We start from the raw sequence: 17,331 nt of genomic DNA, 5'->3' as shown, positions 1-17,331 counted from the left end.
GCGATTCTCCGGGCGTACGGACGTCGGCGAGGCCCGTACGGCAGCGCGTTTCGCCCGGTCGGCGGCGGGTGGCCGGGCGGCTCGGCAGGCCGAACCGGAGGGCCGAAACGGCCTTCGTTCATGACTATCCGTGGTTTTCTCCGTCACACCCCCCTGACATTCGCCCGAAGAGGGGTTAGCGTTCCAACATGACACCCGCCCGGGTCCGTGGTTGCGCCGAGCCCCTACCGGCCCGGCAAGCCGATGCCAGCCGCAGGCGAAACGGCCCACGTAAGGCGACTTTTCGTCGACCGATCACGGTGCGGCTTAGAGGTAAGTCCTGCCTCGCCGGGGGATCAGATGTCTCCCGGACCGGGAGAAGGGCAGTAGTGGCGAGAGCGCCGCGAGACCCTCAGCAGGCGGATGTGGGGACGAAGACCAGGTCGGCCGGGCGGGTGTTGTCCCCTAGGGGTCCGGCGACGAACGGCCGGATCCGAAGAACCTACCGAGCCCGGCGTTCCCGTCGCTGACAGGTCAGCGGCAGGGGAGGAGGGGGGTCCCCCGTGGAAATCATCGTCAAGGGTCGCCACACGGACGTGAGCGACCGGTTCCGCCGTCACGTGGACAGCAAGATCGCGAAGGTCGAGAAGCTGGACCCGAAGGTCATGCGGATCGACGTCGAGGTCTCCGAGGAGCACAATCCCCGCCAGTCGGCCCAGCGCGAGCGCGTTGAGCTCACCATCCACTCACGCGGCCCGGTGATCCGGGCCGAGGCCGCCGCCGACGACCGGGTCGCGGCGCTCGACATGGCCATCGGCAAGCTCGAGGCGCGGCTCCGCCGCGTGAGCGACCGGCGTAAGCCGCGCGGAGGCCATGGCGGCCACGGGCGCGCCCGTCTCGCGGAGGCTCTGGCTCCGGAACCCGTGGAGACCCTCGGCGGCGCCGTTCCCCTGACGGAGCCGGCCGTGGAGGAGCTCCAGGACACCTGGCGCGACGAGGGCCGCGACCGGCGGGAGACCGAAGAGGGCATCGTCCCCATCCCGATGGAGGGCGAGGGGCCGCTCGTGGTGCGCGAGAAGTCGCACAAGGCCCAGCCCATGACGATCGACCAGGCCCTCTTCGAGATGGAGCTGGTCGGTCACGACTTCTTCCTCTTCCGCGACAAGGACTCCGGCGACGCCAGCGTGGTCTACCGGCGGCGGGGATGGGACTACGGCGTCATTCGTCTCGTCGAAGAGTGACCCTCCGCTTGCGCCGCGCCACGGCCTCGACCACTCTGGACTCGGAAGCGTTCCGCGGTGGGACGCCCAGGACTCCCCGAGCTTGCTCTCAGCCCTGCGACACGCCCAGGATTTGATCATGGGCAGGCGCACCGTTTGGAGGATGAGTTGAGCGAGACCCCCGAGACTCGCGGCGCGGCCGGTGATCCCATCCGCGTGCTGATCGTCGACGACCACGCGCTGTTCCGCCGTGGCCTGGAGATGGTGCTCGAGGATGAGGACGGCGTCGAGGTCGTCGGGCAGTGCGGCGACGGCCAGGAGGCCGTCGAGCAGGTGGGAGACCTGCTGCCGGACGTCGTGCTCATGGACATCCGGATGCCGCGGCGCGGCGGCATCGAGGCGTGTACCGCCATCAAGGACCAGGTACCGAGCGCCAAGATCGTGATGCTGACCATCAGCGACGAGGAGGAGGACCTCTTCGAGGCGATCAAGGCCGGTGCCACGGGCTACCTGTTGAAGGACGTCTCGATCGACGAGGTCGCCGACGTCGTCCGCGCCGTCCACGACGGCCAGTCCTTCATCAGCCCGTCGATGGCGTCCAAGCTGATCACCGAGTTCGCCGCGCTGGCCAAGCGCGGCGAGGAGCGGCAGCAGCAGGTCCCGGCGCCCAAGCTCACCGAGCGGGAGATGGAGGTCCTCCGTCTCGTCGCACGGGGCCTGGGCAACCGGGAGATCGCCAAGGAGCTTTTCATCTCCGAGAACACCGTGAAGAACCACATCCGCAACATCCTCGAGAAGCTTCAGCTGCACTCGCGGATGGAGGCGGTGGTCTACGCGGTGCGGGAGAAGCTTCTCGAGATCAGCTGACCGCGGCGTGAGCGGCCGGTCACTGCCCGGACGCCGAGGACCGGGCGAGTCCCGCCTCCTTCAGGGCGGTGCCGAGCAGCGAGGCGAGCTCGGGCGGATCGAGCCGCTCCACGCGGACGGCGTCGCACCCCACCCAGGCCGCGGCCTCCGTCAGCGCGTCGGCCAGCCGTGTCACCGCGATCTCCGCACGGGCCGGGGTGCTCACGGCCGCGGGCTCCAGCGACGCCTTGTGGACGACGAGCGTGCTTCCCTCACGGGCCGGGTCGGCGCGGCCGATGAGCCGCCCGCCCGCGAGGAGCGGCATCGTGAAGTAGCCGTGCACGCGCTTGTCGCGGGGGACGTACGCCTCCAGCCGGTGGTCGAAGCCGAACACCCGCTGGGTGCGCTTGCGATCCCAGACGAGCGAGTCGAACGGCGACAGCAGGGTCGTTCGGTGCCGGCCCCGCGGCGGTGCGGCCAGCGCGTCCGGATGCGCCCAGGCGGCGCTGCGGCCTGTGCCGTTGCCGTTGGCCCAGCCCGCCACCGTGACCGGGACCAGGCCGGCCGCCTCGACGACCGCGTCCACGTCCTCACCACGGACGCGGACGTAGTCGGCGAGGTCGGCCCTGGTCGCGACGCCCAGCGCCCGCGCGGCGCGCCGTACGAGCGTCGTGAAGCACTCGGCGTCGTCGAGGTCCCGAGCGCGCAGCTCGGCCGGGACGGCCCGCTCCGGCAGGTCGTACACGCGCCGCCAGCCGACCCGCCGGGTGCAGACGACGTCGCCGGTGGCGAGCAGGAACTCGGCGGCGATCTTCTCGTCGGTGCGGTCGAACCACTCGCCGCCCTTCTTGGCGCCGCCGAGACCCGTGACGGTGAGCGGGCCCTCGGCGCGGAGCCGGGCCAGGACGTCCTCGCAGACCTTCTCCGGCGTGCGGTGCCAGTGCCGGCCCCGCCGCCGGTAGGCGCGGCGGCGGAAGGCGTACAGCGGCCAGTCCTCGATGGGCAGGACGCACGCGGCGTGCGACCAGTACTCGAACGCGGCGGTCCCGCCCCAGTAGGCCCGCTCGACGCTCGTCCGCCCGACCGCGCCGAGCCGGGCGTACGCGACCAGCTCATGGGAGCGGGCGAGCACGGAGATCGTGTCCAGCTGGACCGCGCCGAGGTGGCGGAGCGCGCCGAGCGCCCGGCGCGCGTCCGGGTCGCCGCGCAGCCCGGACACCGGGGCGGGCGTGACCCGTCCGATGAGGCCCTGGGCGTGCAGCTGGATCCGGCGCGCCTCGTCGGCGGTCAGCTCGTCGGTCGGCATGGGCAGATCGTAGGCGGCGACACCGACGAAACGGTTATGGGGGTTGAGCGGTCGGGGCGGCACGGACGATCAGGGGAACGCGAAGGGCCCGCTCGGCCGGTGCTCGGCTCGGGCGGGCCCTGATACGGCGTGAAACGAATCGTGAAAACGACGGCGGTGCGACGGTGCGCCCGCGCCGGAGTCCGGTGGACGGCCGCGCGATGTCCGCTCGGCCGTCCGCTGGTGTTCGCTCAGCCGTGGGGATGCGTCGTCTGCGGGTCGGTGGCGATGGCGGGACCCTCGCCGGAGGTCGCCCGCGCGTGCAGCACGGCCGGGTGGGCCTCCTCCGGGATCACGCGCGGCGCGTCGATGATGACGTCGTCGAAGATGCGGACGATCAGCGCGATGATCCCGCCGACCGCGACGATGCCGACCCCGGTCCAGAAGAGCCACCAGGACGGTCCGCTGACCATCGCGACGCCCCCGACGATGAAGCCGATCCACATCACGACGACCGCGACCCACGAACTGAGGCGGCCTGCGTGAGAACTGCCGGCCATGTGTTTTCCTCCCAGGGGCATCTGCGTTCGTCCCCGAACGCCGTCCTACGTTGTGCTTTGTGGTGCGGTTCCTCGCAGGGTCAACGATAAACCCGGGGTTCGCCGTCCCTGCGGCCGAGTCCCGTGATATCGAGGTGGTCCCGCTGTACGGTTGGACTCGCCTACGATGACACCGTACGGGTCGTGTATGCACCGTCGGACATGACCCCCGGCGATTCCAGCAATGGTTCGAGGAGCTTCCGAGAGTGCCAGTAGTCATCGACAAGATCCTTCGCGCTGGCGAGGGCAAAGTTCTGCGCAAGCTCAAGCGGATCGCCGACCAGGTCAACTCCATCGAGGAAGACTTCGTCGACATGAGTGACGCCGAGCTGCGCGCGCTCACCGAGACGTACAAGGAGCGCCTCGCCGACGGCGAGACGCTCGACGATCTGCTTCCCGAGGCGTTCGCGACCGCCCGCGAGGCGGCCAAGCGCACGCTGGGCCAGCGCCACTTCGACGTGCAGATCATGGGCGGCGCCGCCCTCCACATGGGCAACATCGCCGAGATGCGCACCGGTGAGGGCAAGACGCTGACCTGTGTGCTGCCCGCCTACCTCAACGCGCTGTCCGGCAAGGGCGTCCACGTCGTCACCGTCAACGACTACCTCGCCAAGCGCGACGCGGAGTGGATGGGTCGCGTACACCAGTTCCTCGGCCTCGAGGTGGGCGTGATCCTGGCCGACATGACGCCCGAGGAGCGCCGCAAGGCGTACGCCGCCGACATCACGTACGGCACGAACAACGAGTTCGGCTTCGACTACCTGCGCGACAACATGGCCTGGAGCCTCGACGAGTGCGTCCAGCGCGAGCACAACTTCGCGATCGTGGACGAGGTCGACTCGATCCTCATCGACGAGGCGCGGACGCCGCTGATCATCTCCGGCCCGGCCGAGCAGAACTCCAAGTGGTACGTCGAGTTCGCCAAGATCGTGCCGCGGCTGAAGCGCGCCACCGACGGTCCGGAGGGCGAGGACGGCGACTACCAGGTCGACGAGAAGAAGCGCACGGTCGGCATCCTGGAGTCCGGCGTCGAGAAGGTCGAGGACTGGCTCGGCATCGACAACCTGTACGACTCGGTCAACACGCCGCTGGTCAGCTTCCTGAACAACGCGCTGAAGGCCAAGGAGCTGTACAAGAAGGACAAGGACTACATCGTCAACAACGGTGAGGTCCTGATCGTCGACGAGTTCACCGGCCGTATCCTGCACGGCCGGCGCTACAACGAGGGCATGCACCAGGCCATCGAGGCCAAGGAGGGCGTGCCGATCAAGGACGAGAACCAGACGCTCGCCACGATCACCCTGCAGAACTTCTTCCGGCTGTACGACAAGCTCGGCGGCATGACGGGTACCGCCCAGACCGAGGCGGCCGAGTTCAACAAGATCTACAAGCTCGGCGTCATCCCGATCCCGACGAACAAGCCGATGATCCGCAAGGACGTCTCCGACGTGGTGTACAAGACCGAGCAGGCCAAGTTCGAGGCCGTGGTCGAGGACATCATGGAGCGGCACGAGAAGGGCCAGCCGGTCCTGGTCGGCACCACCTCGGTGGACAAGTCCGAGAAGCTGTCGCGGATGCTCAAGCGGCGCGGCATCCCGCACGAGGTGCTGAACGCCAAGTACCACGAGAAGGAGGCGATGATCGTCGCCGAGGCGGGCCGTAAGGGCGCCGTCACGGTCGCGACGAACATGGCCGGCCGTGGTACGGACATCATGCTCGGCGGCAGCCCGGACCACATCGCCGACAAGGAGCTGCACGCCCGCGGCCTGTCCCCGCTCGAGACTCCGGAGGAGTACGAGAAGGCCTGGCCGGAGGCGATTGAGAAGGCCAAGAAGGCGGTCAAGGAGGAGCACGACGAGGTCAGGGAGCTCGGCGGCCTCTACGTCCTCGCGACCGAGCGGCACGAGTCGCGGCGCATCGACAACCAGCTGCGCGGCCGGTCTGGCCGGCAGGGCGACCCGGGCGAGTCCCGCTTCTATCTGTCGCTCGAGGACGACCTGATGCGGCTGTTCAACTCCGCGCGGGTCGAGGCGATCATGACCCGGCTGAACATCCCGGACGACGTGCCGATCGAGTCGAAGATCGTGTCGAACGCCATCCGGTCGGCCCAGCACCAGGTCGAGCAGCAGAACTTCGAGATTCGCAAGAACGTCCTGAAATACGATGAGGTGCTGAACCGCCAGCGCAAGGTGATCTACGCCGAGCGCCGCCGGGTCCTCGAGGGCGCCGACCTGCACGACCAGATCGTCCGCATGATCGACGAGGTCGTGGCCGGGTACGTCACCGCGGCGACCGCCGAGGGCTTCCCCGAGGAGTGGGACCTCGACAAGCTGTGGAAGGCGTTCAAGCAGCTCTACCCGATCTCGATCAGCTCCGAGGACCTCGTCGAGGAGGTGGGCGGCCAGGCCGGCCTGACCGCCGAGATCCTCACCGAGAAGATCGGCGAGGACGCCCAGGCCGCGTACGAACGGCGTGAGGAGGAGCTGGGCGGGGAGGTGCTCCGCGAGCTGGAGCGCCGTGTCGTCCTGTCCGTCCTCGACCGCAAGTGGCGCGAGCACCTCTACGAGATGGACTACCTCCAGGAGGGCATCGGCCTGCGGGCCATGGCGCAGCGCGACCCGCTGGTGGAGTACCAGCGCGAGGGCTACGACATGTTCACCGCGATGCTCGAGGGCATCAAGGAGGAGTCGGTCGGCTACCTGTTCAACCTCGAGGTCGAGGTGGCCGAGGAGGACCAGGCCCCGGCGGTGGCCGGTGTCGGCGAGGCCCCGGTCGAGCTGTCCGCGACCTCCGACGAGGCACCCGAGATCGTCGCGAAGGGCCTGGAGGAGGCCTCCCGGCCGCAGACGCTCAGCTACACGGCGCCGACCGTCGACGGCGAGGGCGGGGTGGAGACCCACACCGAAGAGGCCGACGACGCCTTCGCGAACGTCTCGCGCAACGACCCGTGCCCCTGCGGTTCGGGCAAGAAGTACAAGCGCTGCCACGGCGACCCGAAGCACGCCGGCTGACGGACACAGGCCGAACGGCCCCGGGCGATCTTCGCCCGGGGCCGTTCGGCGTTTCCGAGCGCGAAAAAAAGCGGGAACAACGCGGCGCCGCTGCACCAAGTACCGGATGACCGATGCGCACCGCATCGAAAGGAGACTTCGGTGGAGAACACGCCGCACCCGGGCACGAGGGAGGTGACCGACGGCGAGGCGATCGCGGAGTCCATCACCGATCCGGAGAGGTTCTCTCAGGTCTTCGATCGGCACTGGGACGCGATCCACCGGTACGTGGTCCGCAGGCTCGGCCCCGAGGTCGCCGAGGACGTCAGCGCGGAGACCTTCATCGTCGCCTTCCGCGCCCGCGGCCGTTACGACCTGACGCGGCCCGACGCCCGGCCGTGGCTTTTCGGCATCGCGACGAATCTGATCGGTGAGCATCGCCGGGCGGAGCGCCGCAGGCAACGCGCCCTGGCACAGGCGAATGCCGAGTGGACGGCCGTGCCGTTCGACGAGGGCAGCGACGCGCGGGTGACGGCGCAGCGGCTCGGCCCGCGGATCGCCGCCGCGCTCACCCGCCTGTCGGCGGCGGAGCGCGACCTGCTGCTGCTCATCGCCTGGGCCGACCTGACGTACGAGGAGGCGGCGCAGGCGCTGGACCTGCCGCTCGGCACGGTCAGGTCCCGGCTGCACCGGGTCCGCGGGAAGCTCCGCCGGGCGTTCGGCGGGATCGACCCCTCACGTCTGCAGGAGGAGTTCGCGTGATCGACGACGAGATCGACCTGGTCGGCCGGGCCCGTCCGGCGGATCCGCCGCAGGACACGGGGGCCGGGGCACGGGCCCGGGCGCGCCTGCACGCCGAGATCATCGGGGCTCCGCAGACCCGGCGCCGGGCGGCGCGCCGCCGGGCGGCCCGGTGGGTCCTGCCCGTCGGTGTGGCGGCGGCGGCCTGTACCGCGGCCGGGATCGTGGCCGTGCTCCCGGGCGGGCATTCGCCGTCCTCTCCGGAGGCGCTGACGACGCGGACGCTGGAGCTGGCGGCGGCGACCGTCGAGACCCAGGTGCCCGTCGGCCGGCCCCGGCCGGGACAGTGGGTCTACACGCTGCGGATGGACAAGTACGCCCTCCAGGACGGTGACGTCGTCGGGCCGGAGGCGATGCTGCACGGCAAGGTGAAGGAAGAGGAGTGGTGGCGTTTCGACGGCAGGCGCCTGGCACGGTCGCTCCAGGGCGGCAGGCTCTACGTCAAGGGCGTCCTGCCGGGGATGGGAGATCGGCCGCCGCGTCGCCCTGATCCCGCCGTCAACGCGGGGTGGATCGGGGGTCCGGGCATCTGGAACTCCGCGCCGAAGGTGGTGTACGGCTACGTCGCCGGCCTGCCGACCGATCCGGTCGCCCTGCTCGCGCGGATCCGGAAGGACGGACACTACCGCCAGGACGATTACGGACGAATGTTCGGCAAGATCTCCGGGATTCTGCGGGATGACAGGCTCATGCCGCCGAAGACGACCGCGGCGTTCTACCGGGCTCTCGCGCTGATGCCCGGGGTGCGCGTCGCCAAGGACGGCACCGACTACGCCGGGCGCCACGGCATCGCGGTCCTCTGGGGGACGCCGGGTACGAGGGGAGGCATGGAGATCATCCTTGATCCTCGGACCTACCGCTACATGGGCGACTCGACCCAGGCCGTCCTCGGCTCCGCGGTGGTCGACCATGCCGGGCAGCGAGGCTGACGACCGAGGCCGCCTGAGGGCCCGCCCCCCGTGACACACGATCACGGGGGGGCCGGGCCCTCGGTGTCTCAGGCCGGGATCGCGGTCTCGATGGCGGCGCAGCGCCACCGGCCGCGCTCCTGCTCCAGCCGGAGCGCCAGGGCGTGGACCCGCGAGCCGAACGACGCGAGCGCGGTGACCTCGGCGACGCCGGGAGCGGGGGCGCAGACCCGTACCGTGCCCAGCCGGGGGAACACCCGCGTCCTCATCCGGGCCGCGAACCCGTCCAGGTGCTCGAACAGCTCCGGCGTCGTACGGCCGGCGAGGTGGTGGTACGGGCGCACGCCGGCCAGCACCTCCAGGACCAGCCGGGCGATGAGCCGGGCGTCCGCGGTGACGTCCGGCGCGCCGGGGCGTACGACGCCGAGCGGCGGACGGGTCCGGGGTGGCGGCCCGGAGTCCAGGGCGACGGCCAGTGAACCGTGGACGACGATCCCGGCGGCCCGGCCCGAGCCGTACGGGATGAGCCGGATCGGGGCCGGACGGCGTGCGGGTGGGTTTCGGCGCATGACGGGCCTCCCTTGGTGTCTGCCGCGCGGGGAGGGCGGCAGACACAAAGAGGCCTGAGACGGCGCGTTGATACGTCCTGGCCGCATCCGGCCAGGACCGTGCCCCGTGGAGCCGATCGCGGATTTCTCCGATTACCATCGGTGTCCGAGTCGGCACTGATGGTGACGTCGGGAAGGGTCGTCGGTGGATCCACTGGGCTCGTACGCCAGGTCCGGCCGCGAACCACGCCTTCGCGGGAGACGGTCGGTGGTGCTCGCGGTCGCGTTGTCCCTGCCGCTCGCGCTGTCGGCGCCCGCCGTCGCGGCGGCCGTCCCCCGGGCGGACCCGCCGGGCCGGTCCATCCGGGCGACGATGGAACCCACCGACCGGCAGGCTCCGGCCGGCCTGCAGGTCGTCACCAGCACGGCGCCGACGCTGTCCGCGGTCGCGACCGACCCCGGCGGCGCGCCGCTGGACTACACCTTCCAGGTGCTGACCGACTTCAACGACAGGGTCCCGGTCCAGCAGGCGACCGTCACCGGCGTCCCGTCCGGGCGGCCGGCCACCTTGGCCTTGAGCGCGCTGCGGAATCCCGGCGTCTACGGCTATCGGGTCCGGACCGCGAACGGCCGGACGGTCAGTGACTGGTCGCCGGTCACCTGGGCGGTCGTGGACGCTCCCGGCGTTCCCACCGACGTGGGGACCGACCTGCGGGACCCGGCGAGCCCCGTCCTGACCGGGCTGGTGACCCGCCCGTCCGGGATGCCGGTGACCGGCTGGTTCTTCCTGTACGACGGTGCCGGTCGCCCGGTCGGCGGAAGCCCGCTGGGCGTCGGTGCCGCGGACGGCGGCGAACGCATCTCGCTCCGGGTGCCCGACGGCCTGACGCGTCCGGGAGCGGCCTACACCTGGACGATGAAGGCCTGCGTCCAGGATGCCTGCAGTGCCGCCACGCGGCCGGTTCCGTTCAGGGTTCCGCAGATCCCGCCCGTGCTGAAGGGCACCGCGTCGACGACCTTGGCCGACAAGGCGGTGTCCGCCTGGACCGCCGAAGCGGCGTCCGGCGCCTGTCCGGGCACCTCCTGCGTGTTGACCGCGGGCACTGCGATCCGGGTCGGCGGTGGCACCGGCTCGCGTCGACGGGTCACCCTGCTGAAGGTGGACACGTCCGCCATTCCCCGAGGCGCGCGGATCACGTCGGCGGTTCTCAGGCTGGGCGGTCCGACCTGCGCCGGCCACGGCGGCTGCCCGGCATCGGCGCATCTGATCGCCGCCCAACTGCGAAGGGCCCTGGGTACGGAGGCGACCGGTGCCGATGTCGTCGCCGCGTCGATCCCGGAGGCCGGCACGTCCTCGGCGCTCCAGGACGCCAGGCTGGACCTCACCGATCTGATCCGCTCGTGGCGGCACGAGCCGGCGAGGAACACCGGCATCGCCCTGACCTCCGATTCGGCCACCGCGGTCGGCTACGACCTGGCGCACGCCTCGGTCGAGGTCACCTACGTTCCCGGAACGGTGCCCGGCGCGGTCTCCGACGCGACGGCCCGGCAGGGCGACGGCGGAGCCCTGGTCACCTGGGCTCCGCCCGCCGACTCCGGGGCGGCGGCACCTCCGCTCACCGGTGACGGGGCCACCGACACGGCCATCACCGGCTACGACGTCCAAATCCTGGACGACGCCGGTCATGCGGTCACGACGGTGCGGAGCCAGACGCCCGACGTGACCGTCGCCGGTCTGGCCGACGGCACCGCATACCTGAGCCGGATCCGCGCGCGCAACGGTTTCGGCGCGGGCCCCTGGACCACGGCCGGCCGGATCACTCCGGTCGCCGTCCCCGGCGGGACACGGCGATTCCTCGACCTCACCACCGCCTACGTCAGAGCCCGCGAGAGCCTCATCGAAGGCACCGCTCCCCCCGCCGTCGCCGGCTCCGGGCCGGCCGGCGACGCCATCCGCGCCGTGCTCGCGGCGCACCGGAACGACCTGCTGGACATGCGCGGATTCGCGCGGAGCATGGGATCGGCGCAGCTGTCCAGCACCGTGCGGATGGACTCGTCGCTGGTCACCTACTCCCCGGCGGCCCGGACGGTGACCGTCCGGGCCGACCTGTCCGGCGCCAAGGTCTACGCCGACGGTGTCGGTACCGGCCGAGAGCACAAGGTCCGCAGCGAGTACCGCGAGTGCGCCGACTTCGTCTTCGGCGTCGACGCCGGCGGTGACGGGGTCACGCTCCTCCACGAGCTGGCCGGCCCGGCCGTCGACTCCCGAACGATCGGTGGGGAGATCAACGCGGTCACCAAGGACCAGGCCGGAGGCCCCGAGGCGCACCTGAGGCCGGACGAGATCTTCGCGGCTCGGAAGGCGGCGGGTCCCGACGCGGTGACCGCCGCACGGGCCCATTCGGCGATCAGCCATTCCGGCATGGTCGGCTGGGCCGTCCGGCACATCAGGGACCGGTGGCAGTATCGCCAGGACTGCACCAACTTCATGTCGAAGGTCATGCACTTCGGCGGTGGCGCGCAGTACGTCAGCGGTTGGTACACCAACTCATCCGCGTGGTGGCGCAACGCCGATCCGCCGCCGTTCGCGCCCGGTGCCACCCGATCCTGGACCCTGGCCGGCGCGAACCTCGGCCATTTCAGCCGCAAGCACCACCGTGTCACCTGGAGACGAAGTTACGCCCAAGTCAGAGTCGGCGACGTCATGTGGTGGGATGACCGAATCGATGGCATCGACCACATGTCCATGGTCACCTACAAGAATGCCGACGGCCCGGGCGGCATCTACATCGCGGACCACGGTCTCGGCTCGAGCCCGACCGTCGGTTACGACGCCTACCGGCCACTGGCCTTCGCGATGAGACGCGACAGGACCGTGCGCAACATCGGCTACGCGAGTCTGGACTGGTGACCCCATGGCGCTCATGAGACGGGACGGACGGGGCATCGCGGCGGGCCTGCTCGCCGCGATGGCCCTGTCGGGGTGCTCCTCGCCGCCCGAGCATCCACAACGGCCGCCCGGCGTGACCTTCGGAAAGCGCCTCACCGAGGACAGGGATTTCTCCGAAAGCGCCCGGGAGATCACGGGGAGCGAGGCGGTGATGGTCCGGTTCGTCGACGCCATGCGTGCGCGTGATCCCGCGGCCATCGCGCGCATCGGCATCGGCGACGACGCGCTCGCGCAGGCCCGCTCACTGGTACGAAATTACGCCCGTCTGCTCGACGGACGAGTTTTGATCACTTTCGCGGTGATCGGCAAGCCCGACGAACGGGCGGCGTGCCTGAATTTCCCGAGCTACCCCTATCAGCTCGTCCAATTCGTGCGGAAAGCCGACAAGGGCGGGTCCCGATGGGAGCTTGTTCTCGCCAAGGTGCAGGGCGCGCCTCCGTCTCCCGAACCGGGTCGGCCGTCGCCGGCGCCGCACCATGACCGCGACACCTTCTGCCAGGACGGCTTCGCGGTCGACGGAGGCTGAGGCGGTGGTCCGGCCTTCGAATTCAGGCGTGATGCGTCACTGGCGTGGGCGGCCGCGGCGGGGGATCTCCAGGGCGCCGCGGATCTGGTAGCGATCGGCGCGGTAGGTGGAGACGGCGAGCTCGACGCACCTGCCGTTCATGAACGACCGGCGCTGCAGCAGCAGGACGGCGCTGCCGCGGGGCAGGTCGAGGAGCCGGGCGTCCGCCGCGTCGGCCAGGCCCGCCTCGATCGTCTGCTCGCCCGCGTCGAAGATCACGCCAAAGCGCTTCTCCAGCACGTCGTACAGCGAGACGTCCCGAAGGGGGATGTCGAGGAGCCCCGGGGCGACGGCCGCCGGGATCTGGGAGCGTTCGACCGCCATGGGCTCACCGTCGGCGGTCCGCAGCCGCTCGATGACGTGCACCCCGGCGCCCACCGGAATGCCGAACACCCGCGCGAGATTGCTGTTCGCCTGCGTGGTGCGGTGGTCGAGATCCCGTGCGCCGGGCTCCAGGCCGCGCGCCCGCATGTCCTCGGTGAAGGAGACCAGGCGCAGCGGCATCTCGATCTTCGGCCGCGCGACGAACGTGCCCTTTCCGGGAACCCGGTACAGCCGGCCCTCCGTGACCAGGTGGTCGACCGCCTGACGAACGGTCATCCGGGAGAGCCCGAACCGCTGGCAGAGCTCGCGTTCCGAGGGGATCGGCGCGTCCACGGGCAACTCCGCGTCGTCGATCAGGTCGAGGAGGATGCCGCGGAGCTGGAAGTACTTCGGCACGGGACTGTTGGGGTCGATTTTCCCCATTGGGGTACCTCTGGCAGCGAAGTGGGGGTTGAAGTATGGTTCAGACTGGTCTAGTCCGGACTAGACCACACGTCAGAACATGCTGTCAATGCAGGTCAGCACTACGAAGACGTAACGACGAGATCACAGGCTCAACAGATGGGAAGGTTCCGGTGAGCACATCGCGCATGCGGGCGGAGATCGGGGAGCAGCCCGCCGCCCTGCGGGCCACCCTCGACGCTCTGCTTCCCCGGATGCCGGAGATCGGGCTCCTGGCGCAGGAGGCCCGCCACGTACTCTTCATCGCGCGCGGATCGTCCGACAACGCCGCCGTCTACGGCAGCTATCTGATCCAGACGCACGCCGGCCGCCTGGCGACCCTCGCCTCGCCGTCGGTGGCCACCACCTACAAGAAGCGGCTCGACCTGTCGGGGGTCCTCGCGGTCGCCATCAGCCAGTCGGGCAAGACCGAGGAGATCGTCGAGTCGCTGGACTGGGCCGCCGACTGCGGCGCCCGTACGATCGCCGTCACCAACGGCGAGGGATCGCCGCTCGCGGAGGCCGCCCAGATCGCCCTCGTGACGAAGGCGGGCACGGAGGTGGCGGTTCCGGCGACCAAGACCTACACCACGCAGCTCGCGGCGCTGGCCGTGCTGGGCATCGCGCTCGGCGCCGAGGCCGACGTCGCGGACCTGCGCCGTGCGCCCGACGAGGTCGAGCGCCTGATCGCGGCGACCGAGGAGTCCGGCGCTCTCGGTCCGATCGTCGACGGCCTCGCGGGGGTCAAGGGCGTGGTGGTGTCCGGGCGCGGCATCGCGTACGGCACCGCCCTCGAGCTGGCCCTCAAGCTGAAAGAAGCCTGTTACCTGCACGCCATGGGCCTGTCCTACGCTGATCTGCTGCACGGCCCGATCGCCGTCGTGGACGACGAGACGCCCGCGGTCCTGGTCGCCGCCGACTCAGGTCCGACGCTGCCCGGCACGGTGGCGCTGGCCGAGCGGGTGGTGGCGGCGGGCGCCCGGGCGTACGGCGTCGGCGGCGGCCGGGCACTGTCCGATGCGACCTCATGTGCACTACCTGGTCCGAATCTGCCAGAGTGGGTATCGCCGCTGGCCTTGATCGTGCCAGGCCAGCTGCTGACCGAGGCGCTGGCCCGCGGGCTCGGCATCGATCCCGATGTCCCGCGCGGCCTCGACAAGGTGACCCAGACCGACTAACGAGGCAGGAGGACCCCATGGCCGAGCGCCGTGTCAGGGTGGAAACGAAGGTGGGGCTGCACGCCCGCCCGGCTGCGCTCTTCGTCCAGGCGGCCACGAGGACGCCCTTGGACGTCACCGTGGCCAAGCAGGGCAAGGACCCGGTCAACGCCAAGAGCATCCTCTCCGTGCTCGCTCTCGACGCCCAGAACGGCGAGGAGATCGTGATCCGGGCGGAGGGCGACGGCGCCGACGCCGTGCTGGAGGAGCTGGCGGGACTGGTCACCGAGTCGAGTGCCTGACGTCCTGCGCGGCACGGGGGTCAGCCCCGGCGTCGCGGCCGGGCCGGTCCGGACCATGTCGGGCGCGGTGCCCGAACCACCCGCCGGCCGACGCTCCGCGGGCGATGCCGCCGCCGAACGCGCGCGTGCGCTCGCCGCGCTGGACAGCGTCGGCGCGGACCTGGAGGAGCGTGGCGCGCGGGCGGGCGGCGAGGCGCGGGAGGTCCTGGCCGCCCAGGCGATGATGGCCCGGGATCCCGGGCTGGCCGGCGTGGTGACCGACCGGATCGACGAGGGTCTGTCGGCGCCGCGCGCGGTGTACGAGGCGTTCAACACCTTCCGCGCGGCGCTGGCCCGCGCGGGGGAGTACATGGCCGCCCGGGTCGCCGACCTCGATGACATCCGGGACCGTGCCGTCGCCATCCTCCTGGGTGTGGCGGCGCCGGGCGTCCCCGACTCCGACGAGCCGTTCGTGCTGGTCGCCCGGGACCTCGCGCCGGCCGACACCGCCCTGCTGGATCCGGCGAAGGTCCTCGCCTTCGTCACCCGGGACGGCGGGCCGACCAGCCACACCGCCATCCTCGCCCGCGCGATGGGCGTGCCCGCGATCGTCGCCTGCGGTGACTGCATGGACCTCGGCGACGGCACGATGGTGCTCGTCGACGGGACCTCCGGCGAGGTGCGCCCCGACCCCACCGAGCAGGAGCTGGCGGCGGCCCAGGCGGAGGCCGAGGCGCGGGCGGCCGTGCTGGGCGCCGGCACCGGGCCGGGCGCCACCGCCGACGGGCACCGGGTGCCGCTGCTGGCCAACATCGGCGGCCCCAAGGACATCGAGGCGGCGCTGTCCTGCGGTGCGGAGGGCGTGGGCCTGTTCCGCACCGAGTTCCTCTTCCTCGGCCGTACGACCGCGCCCTCGGAGGAGGAGCAGGAGTCGGTCTACCGCGCCGTGCTGGAGGCGTTTCCGAGCGTCGTCGTACGGACGCTGGACGCGGGGGCCGACAAGCCCCTGGGCTTCCTGCCGCCGCCGGACGACGAGCCGAACCCGGCGCTCGGCGAACGCGGCCTGCGCCTGTTCCACAGCCATCCCGGCGTGCTGACGGGGCAGTTGCGCGCTCTCGCCCGCGCCGCCGAGGGGCTGGACGTCAGGCTGCAGGTGATGGCGCCGATGGTCACCGACGCGGAGGAGACGCGCTCGTTCGTCGCGGCCTGCCGCGCGGCCGGGCTGAGCCGCGCCGGCGTCATGATCGAGATTCCGGCGGCCGCGCTCCGGGCCGGCGACCTGGCCGCCGAGGCGGACTTCTTCAGCCTCGGCACGAACGATCTCGCCCAGTACGCCTTCGCCGCCGACCGGCAGATCAGCGGGCTCGCGCGGTTCCAGGACCCGTGGCAGCCGGCACTGCTCGACCTGGTCGCGCTGGCCGCGGGAGCCGCCGGCGCTGCGGGCAAGGACTGCGGTGTCTGCGGAGAGGCCGCCGCCGACCCGGCGCTCGGCTGCGTGCTCACCGGTCTCGGCGTGACCTCGCTGTCGATGAGCGCCCGGGCGCTGCCCCGCGTACGCGCCGCGCTGGCCGCGCACACCCTGGACCAGTGCCGTAAGGCGGCCGAGGCGGCCCGCCGCGCCACCGACGCCGACGGCGCCCGTACGGCCGCGCGCGCGGAGCTCCCCGGCCTGGATCCGCTCGGCCTGTGACCTGCATGGGCCGCTCGGCCTGTGACCTGCATGGGCCGCTCGGCCTGTGACCTGCATGGGCCGCTCGGCCTGTGACCTGGCATGGGCCGCTCGGCCTGTGACCTGGCATGGGCCGCTCGGCCGGTAAGCCGACACGGGCACCAGGGCCGCGTCTGCCGGCGCTCAGGCGTCGGGGGTCACGGCCTTCAGCTCGGCGACCGACTCGCGGACGTACCCCGCGAGGTCCTCGTCGCCCGTTCCGTCGAGCCAGCGCTGGAACGCGACCTTGAAGACGGCCATCCCCACCTCGGCGGCCAGACTCGCGGTCAGGTCGGGGACACCGCGACTGCGAAGCGCGTCGGCGATGGCCGTGGCCAGTGACGCGAGCTTGATCAGCTCGCGCTCGCGCAACTCCGCGTTCGCCTCGATGAGGCGCTGCCGCTGCCGGGAGAGCTCCCGGTCCTGAAGCACGGCACCGACGGTCTCCAGGGCGGCGGTCACCGCGTCGGCCGGCGCGACCGACTCGGGCGCGTCGATGACGGCGTTCACGAAGGCCTCCTGCAGAACCTCCGATCCCGCGAACAGGACCTCGCGCTTGTCGGCGAAGTGCCGGAAGAAGGTGCGCTCCGTCAGCCCCGCCCGCTTGGCGATCTCCGCGACGGTGGTCTGTTCGTACCCGCGTTCGCCGTAGAGCTCGTATGCCGCCTGCGTGAGCCGGCCGCGCGCGTTCGGCTGCCATCGACCCATGCCCTGATCGTAGCCCGATGA

Annotated in this window: 15 protein-coding genes; 10 read left to right on the top strand and 5 right to left on the bottom strand. The window is 71.3% G+C overall.

The genetic code is table 11. The features are described 5' to 3' along the window. Window positions 1-542: 542 nt before the first annotated feature. Together hpf and NDW01_RS12220 are read left to right on the top strand one after the other, a co-directional pair. Complete coding sequence (gene hpf, locus NDW01_RS12225; protein WP_252819976.1) at window positions 543-1,220, top strand: ribosome hibernation-promoting factor, HPF/YfiA family; 678 nt, start codon at window positions 543-545, stop codon at window positions 1,218-1,220. A 147-nt stretch (window positions 1,221-1,367) separates the two neighbouring features. After that, complete coding sequence (locus NDW01_RS12220; RefSeq protein WP_252785376.1) at window positions 1,368-2,066, top strand: response regulator; 699 nt, start codon at window positions 1,368-1,370, stop codon at window positions 2,064-2,066. A 19-nt stretch (window positions 2,067-2,085) separates the two neighbouring features. Here the strand turns inward: NDW01_RS12220 and NDW01_RS12215 are convergent, their stop codons facing one another. Beyond that, a complete protein-coding gene (locus tag NDW01_RS12215) occupies window positions 2,086-3,351 on the bottom strand; it encodes a winged helix-turn-helix domain-containing protein (RefSeq protein ID WP_252819974.1) in 1,266 nt (421 codons plus the stop codon). Between the two features lie 230 nt (window positions 3,352-3,581). Next, window positions 3,582-3,890: an HGxxPAAW family protein gene (locus NDW01_RS12210; protein WP_252785378.1), complete on the bottom strand. Its 309-nt coding sequence runs from the start codon at window positions 3,888-3,890 to the stop codon at window positions 3,582-3,584. 245 nt (window positions 3,891-4,135) lie between these two features. Here NDW01_RS12210 and secA point away from each other — a divergent pair, with 245 nt between their 5' ends. The 3 genes from secA (at window position 4,136) to NDW01_RS12195 (ending at window position 8,649) form a co-directional block, all read left to right on the top strand. After that, complete coding sequence (gene secA, locus NDW01_RS12205; RefSeq protein ID WP_252819971.1) at window positions 4,136-6,940, top strand: preprotein translocase subunit SecA; 2,805 nt, start codon at window positions 4,136-4,138, stop codon at window positions 6,938-6,940. 141 nt (window positions 6,941-7,081) lie between these two features. After that, entirely contained in the window at window positions 7,082-7,681 is a 600-nt protein-coding gene (locus tag NDW01_RS12200) for an RNA polymerase sigma factor (RefSeq protein ID WP_252819970.1), read from the top strand. Further along, window positions 7,678-8,649, top strand: coding sequence for a CU044_5270 family protein (locus NDW01_RS12195; protein WP_252819968.1), 972 nt, complete (start codon window positions 7,678-7,680; stop codon window positions 8,647-8,649). Before NDW01_RS12200 ends, NDW01_RS12195 begins: the two co-directional genes overlap by 4 nt. 68 nt (window positions 8,650-8,717) lie before the next feature. Here the strand turns inward: NDW01_RS12195 and NDW01_RS12190 are convergent, their stop codons facing one another. Continuing rightward, window positions 8,718-9,197 carry an Rv3235 family protein gene (locus tag NDW01_RS12190; RefSeq protein ID WP_252819966.1) on the bottom strand — a complete coding sequence of 160 codons (480 nt, stop codon included), beginning with the start codon at window positions 9,195-9,197 and terminating at the stop codon, window positions 8,718-8,720. Between the two features lie 247 nt (window positions 9,198-9,444). Between NDW01_RS12190 and NDW01_RS12185 the strand changes: the two genes are divergently transcribed. After that, window positions 9,445-12,087 carry a fibronectin type III domain-containing protein gene (locus NDW01_RS12185; RefSeq protein WP_252819964.1) on the top strand — a complete coding sequence of 881 codons (2,643 nt, stop codon included), beginning with the start codon at window positions 9,445-9,447 and terminating at the stop codon, window positions 12,085-12,087. 4 nt (window positions 12,088-12,091) lie between these two features. Continuing rightward, the gene (locus NDW01_RS12180) at window positions 12,092-12,652 is read left to right on the top strand and encodes a hypothetical protein (RefSeq protein WP_252819962.1); all 561 of its coding nucleotides are present in this window, start codon (window positions 12,092-12,094) and stop codon (window positions 12,650-12,652) included. Between the two features lie 36 nt (window positions 12,653-12,688). On the opposite strand, the gene NDW01_RS12175 is transcribed toward NDW01_RS12180, so the two are convergent. Continuing rightward, window positions 12,689-13,438: a GntR family transcriptional regulator gene (locus tag NDW01_RS12175; RefSeq protein ID WP_252785387.1), complete on the bottom strand. Its 750-nt coding sequence runs from the start codon at window positions 13,436-13,438 to the stop codon at window positions 12,689-12,691. 167 nt (window positions 13,439-13,605) lie between these two features. On the opposite strand from NDW01_RS12175, the gene NDW01_RS12170 reads away from it, so the two are divergent. The 3 genes from NDW01_RS12170 to ptsP are packed head-to-tail and all read left to right on the top strand — an operon-like array spanning window position 13,606 to window position 16,584. Further along, window positions 13,606-14,634: an SIS domain-containing protein gene (locus NDW01_RS12170; protein WP_252820644.1), complete on the top strand. Its 1,029-nt coding sequence runs from the start codon at window positions 13,606-13,608 to the stop codon at window positions 14,632-14,634. Window positions 14,635-14,651: 17 nt separating this feature from the next. Then, window positions 14,652-14,915: an HPr family phosphocarrier protein gene (locus tag NDW01_RS12165; RefSeq protein ID WP_252819960.1), complete on the top strand. Its 264-nt coding sequence runs from the start codon at window positions 14,652-14,654 to the stop codon at window positions 14,913-14,915. Continuing rightward, on the top strand, window positions 14,908-16,584 hold the full coding sequence (gene ptsP / locus NDW01_RS12160) for a phosphoenolpyruvate--protein phosphotransferase (RefSeq protein ID WP_308211683.1): 1,677 nt from the start codon (window positions 14,908-14,910) through the stop codon (window positions 16,582-16,584). Before NDW01_RS12165 ends, ptsP begins: the two co-directional genes overlap by 8 nt. Before the next feature lie 162 nt (window positions 16,585-16,746). Here the strand turns inward: ptsP and NDW01_RS12155 are convergent, their stop codons facing one another. Next, complete coding sequence (locus NDW01_RS12155; RefSeq protein WP_252819959.1) at window positions 16,747-17,310, bottom strand: TetR/AcrR family transcriptional regulator; 564 nt, start codon at window positions 17,308-17,310, stop codon at window positions 16,747-16,749. Window positions 17,311-17,331: the final 21 nt, after the last annotated feature.

Origin of the sequence: Actinoallomurus soli (genome assembly GCF_024055715.1) — a bacterium.
In the GTDB taxonomy this organism is placed as follows: Bacteria; Actinomycetota; Actinomycetes; order Streptosporangiales; family Streptosporangiaceae; genus Actinoallomurus; species Actinoallomurus soli.
The sequence above is the reverse complement of the archived record's forward strand: the minus strand, read 5'-3'. Positions and strand labels throughout refer to the sequence as shown.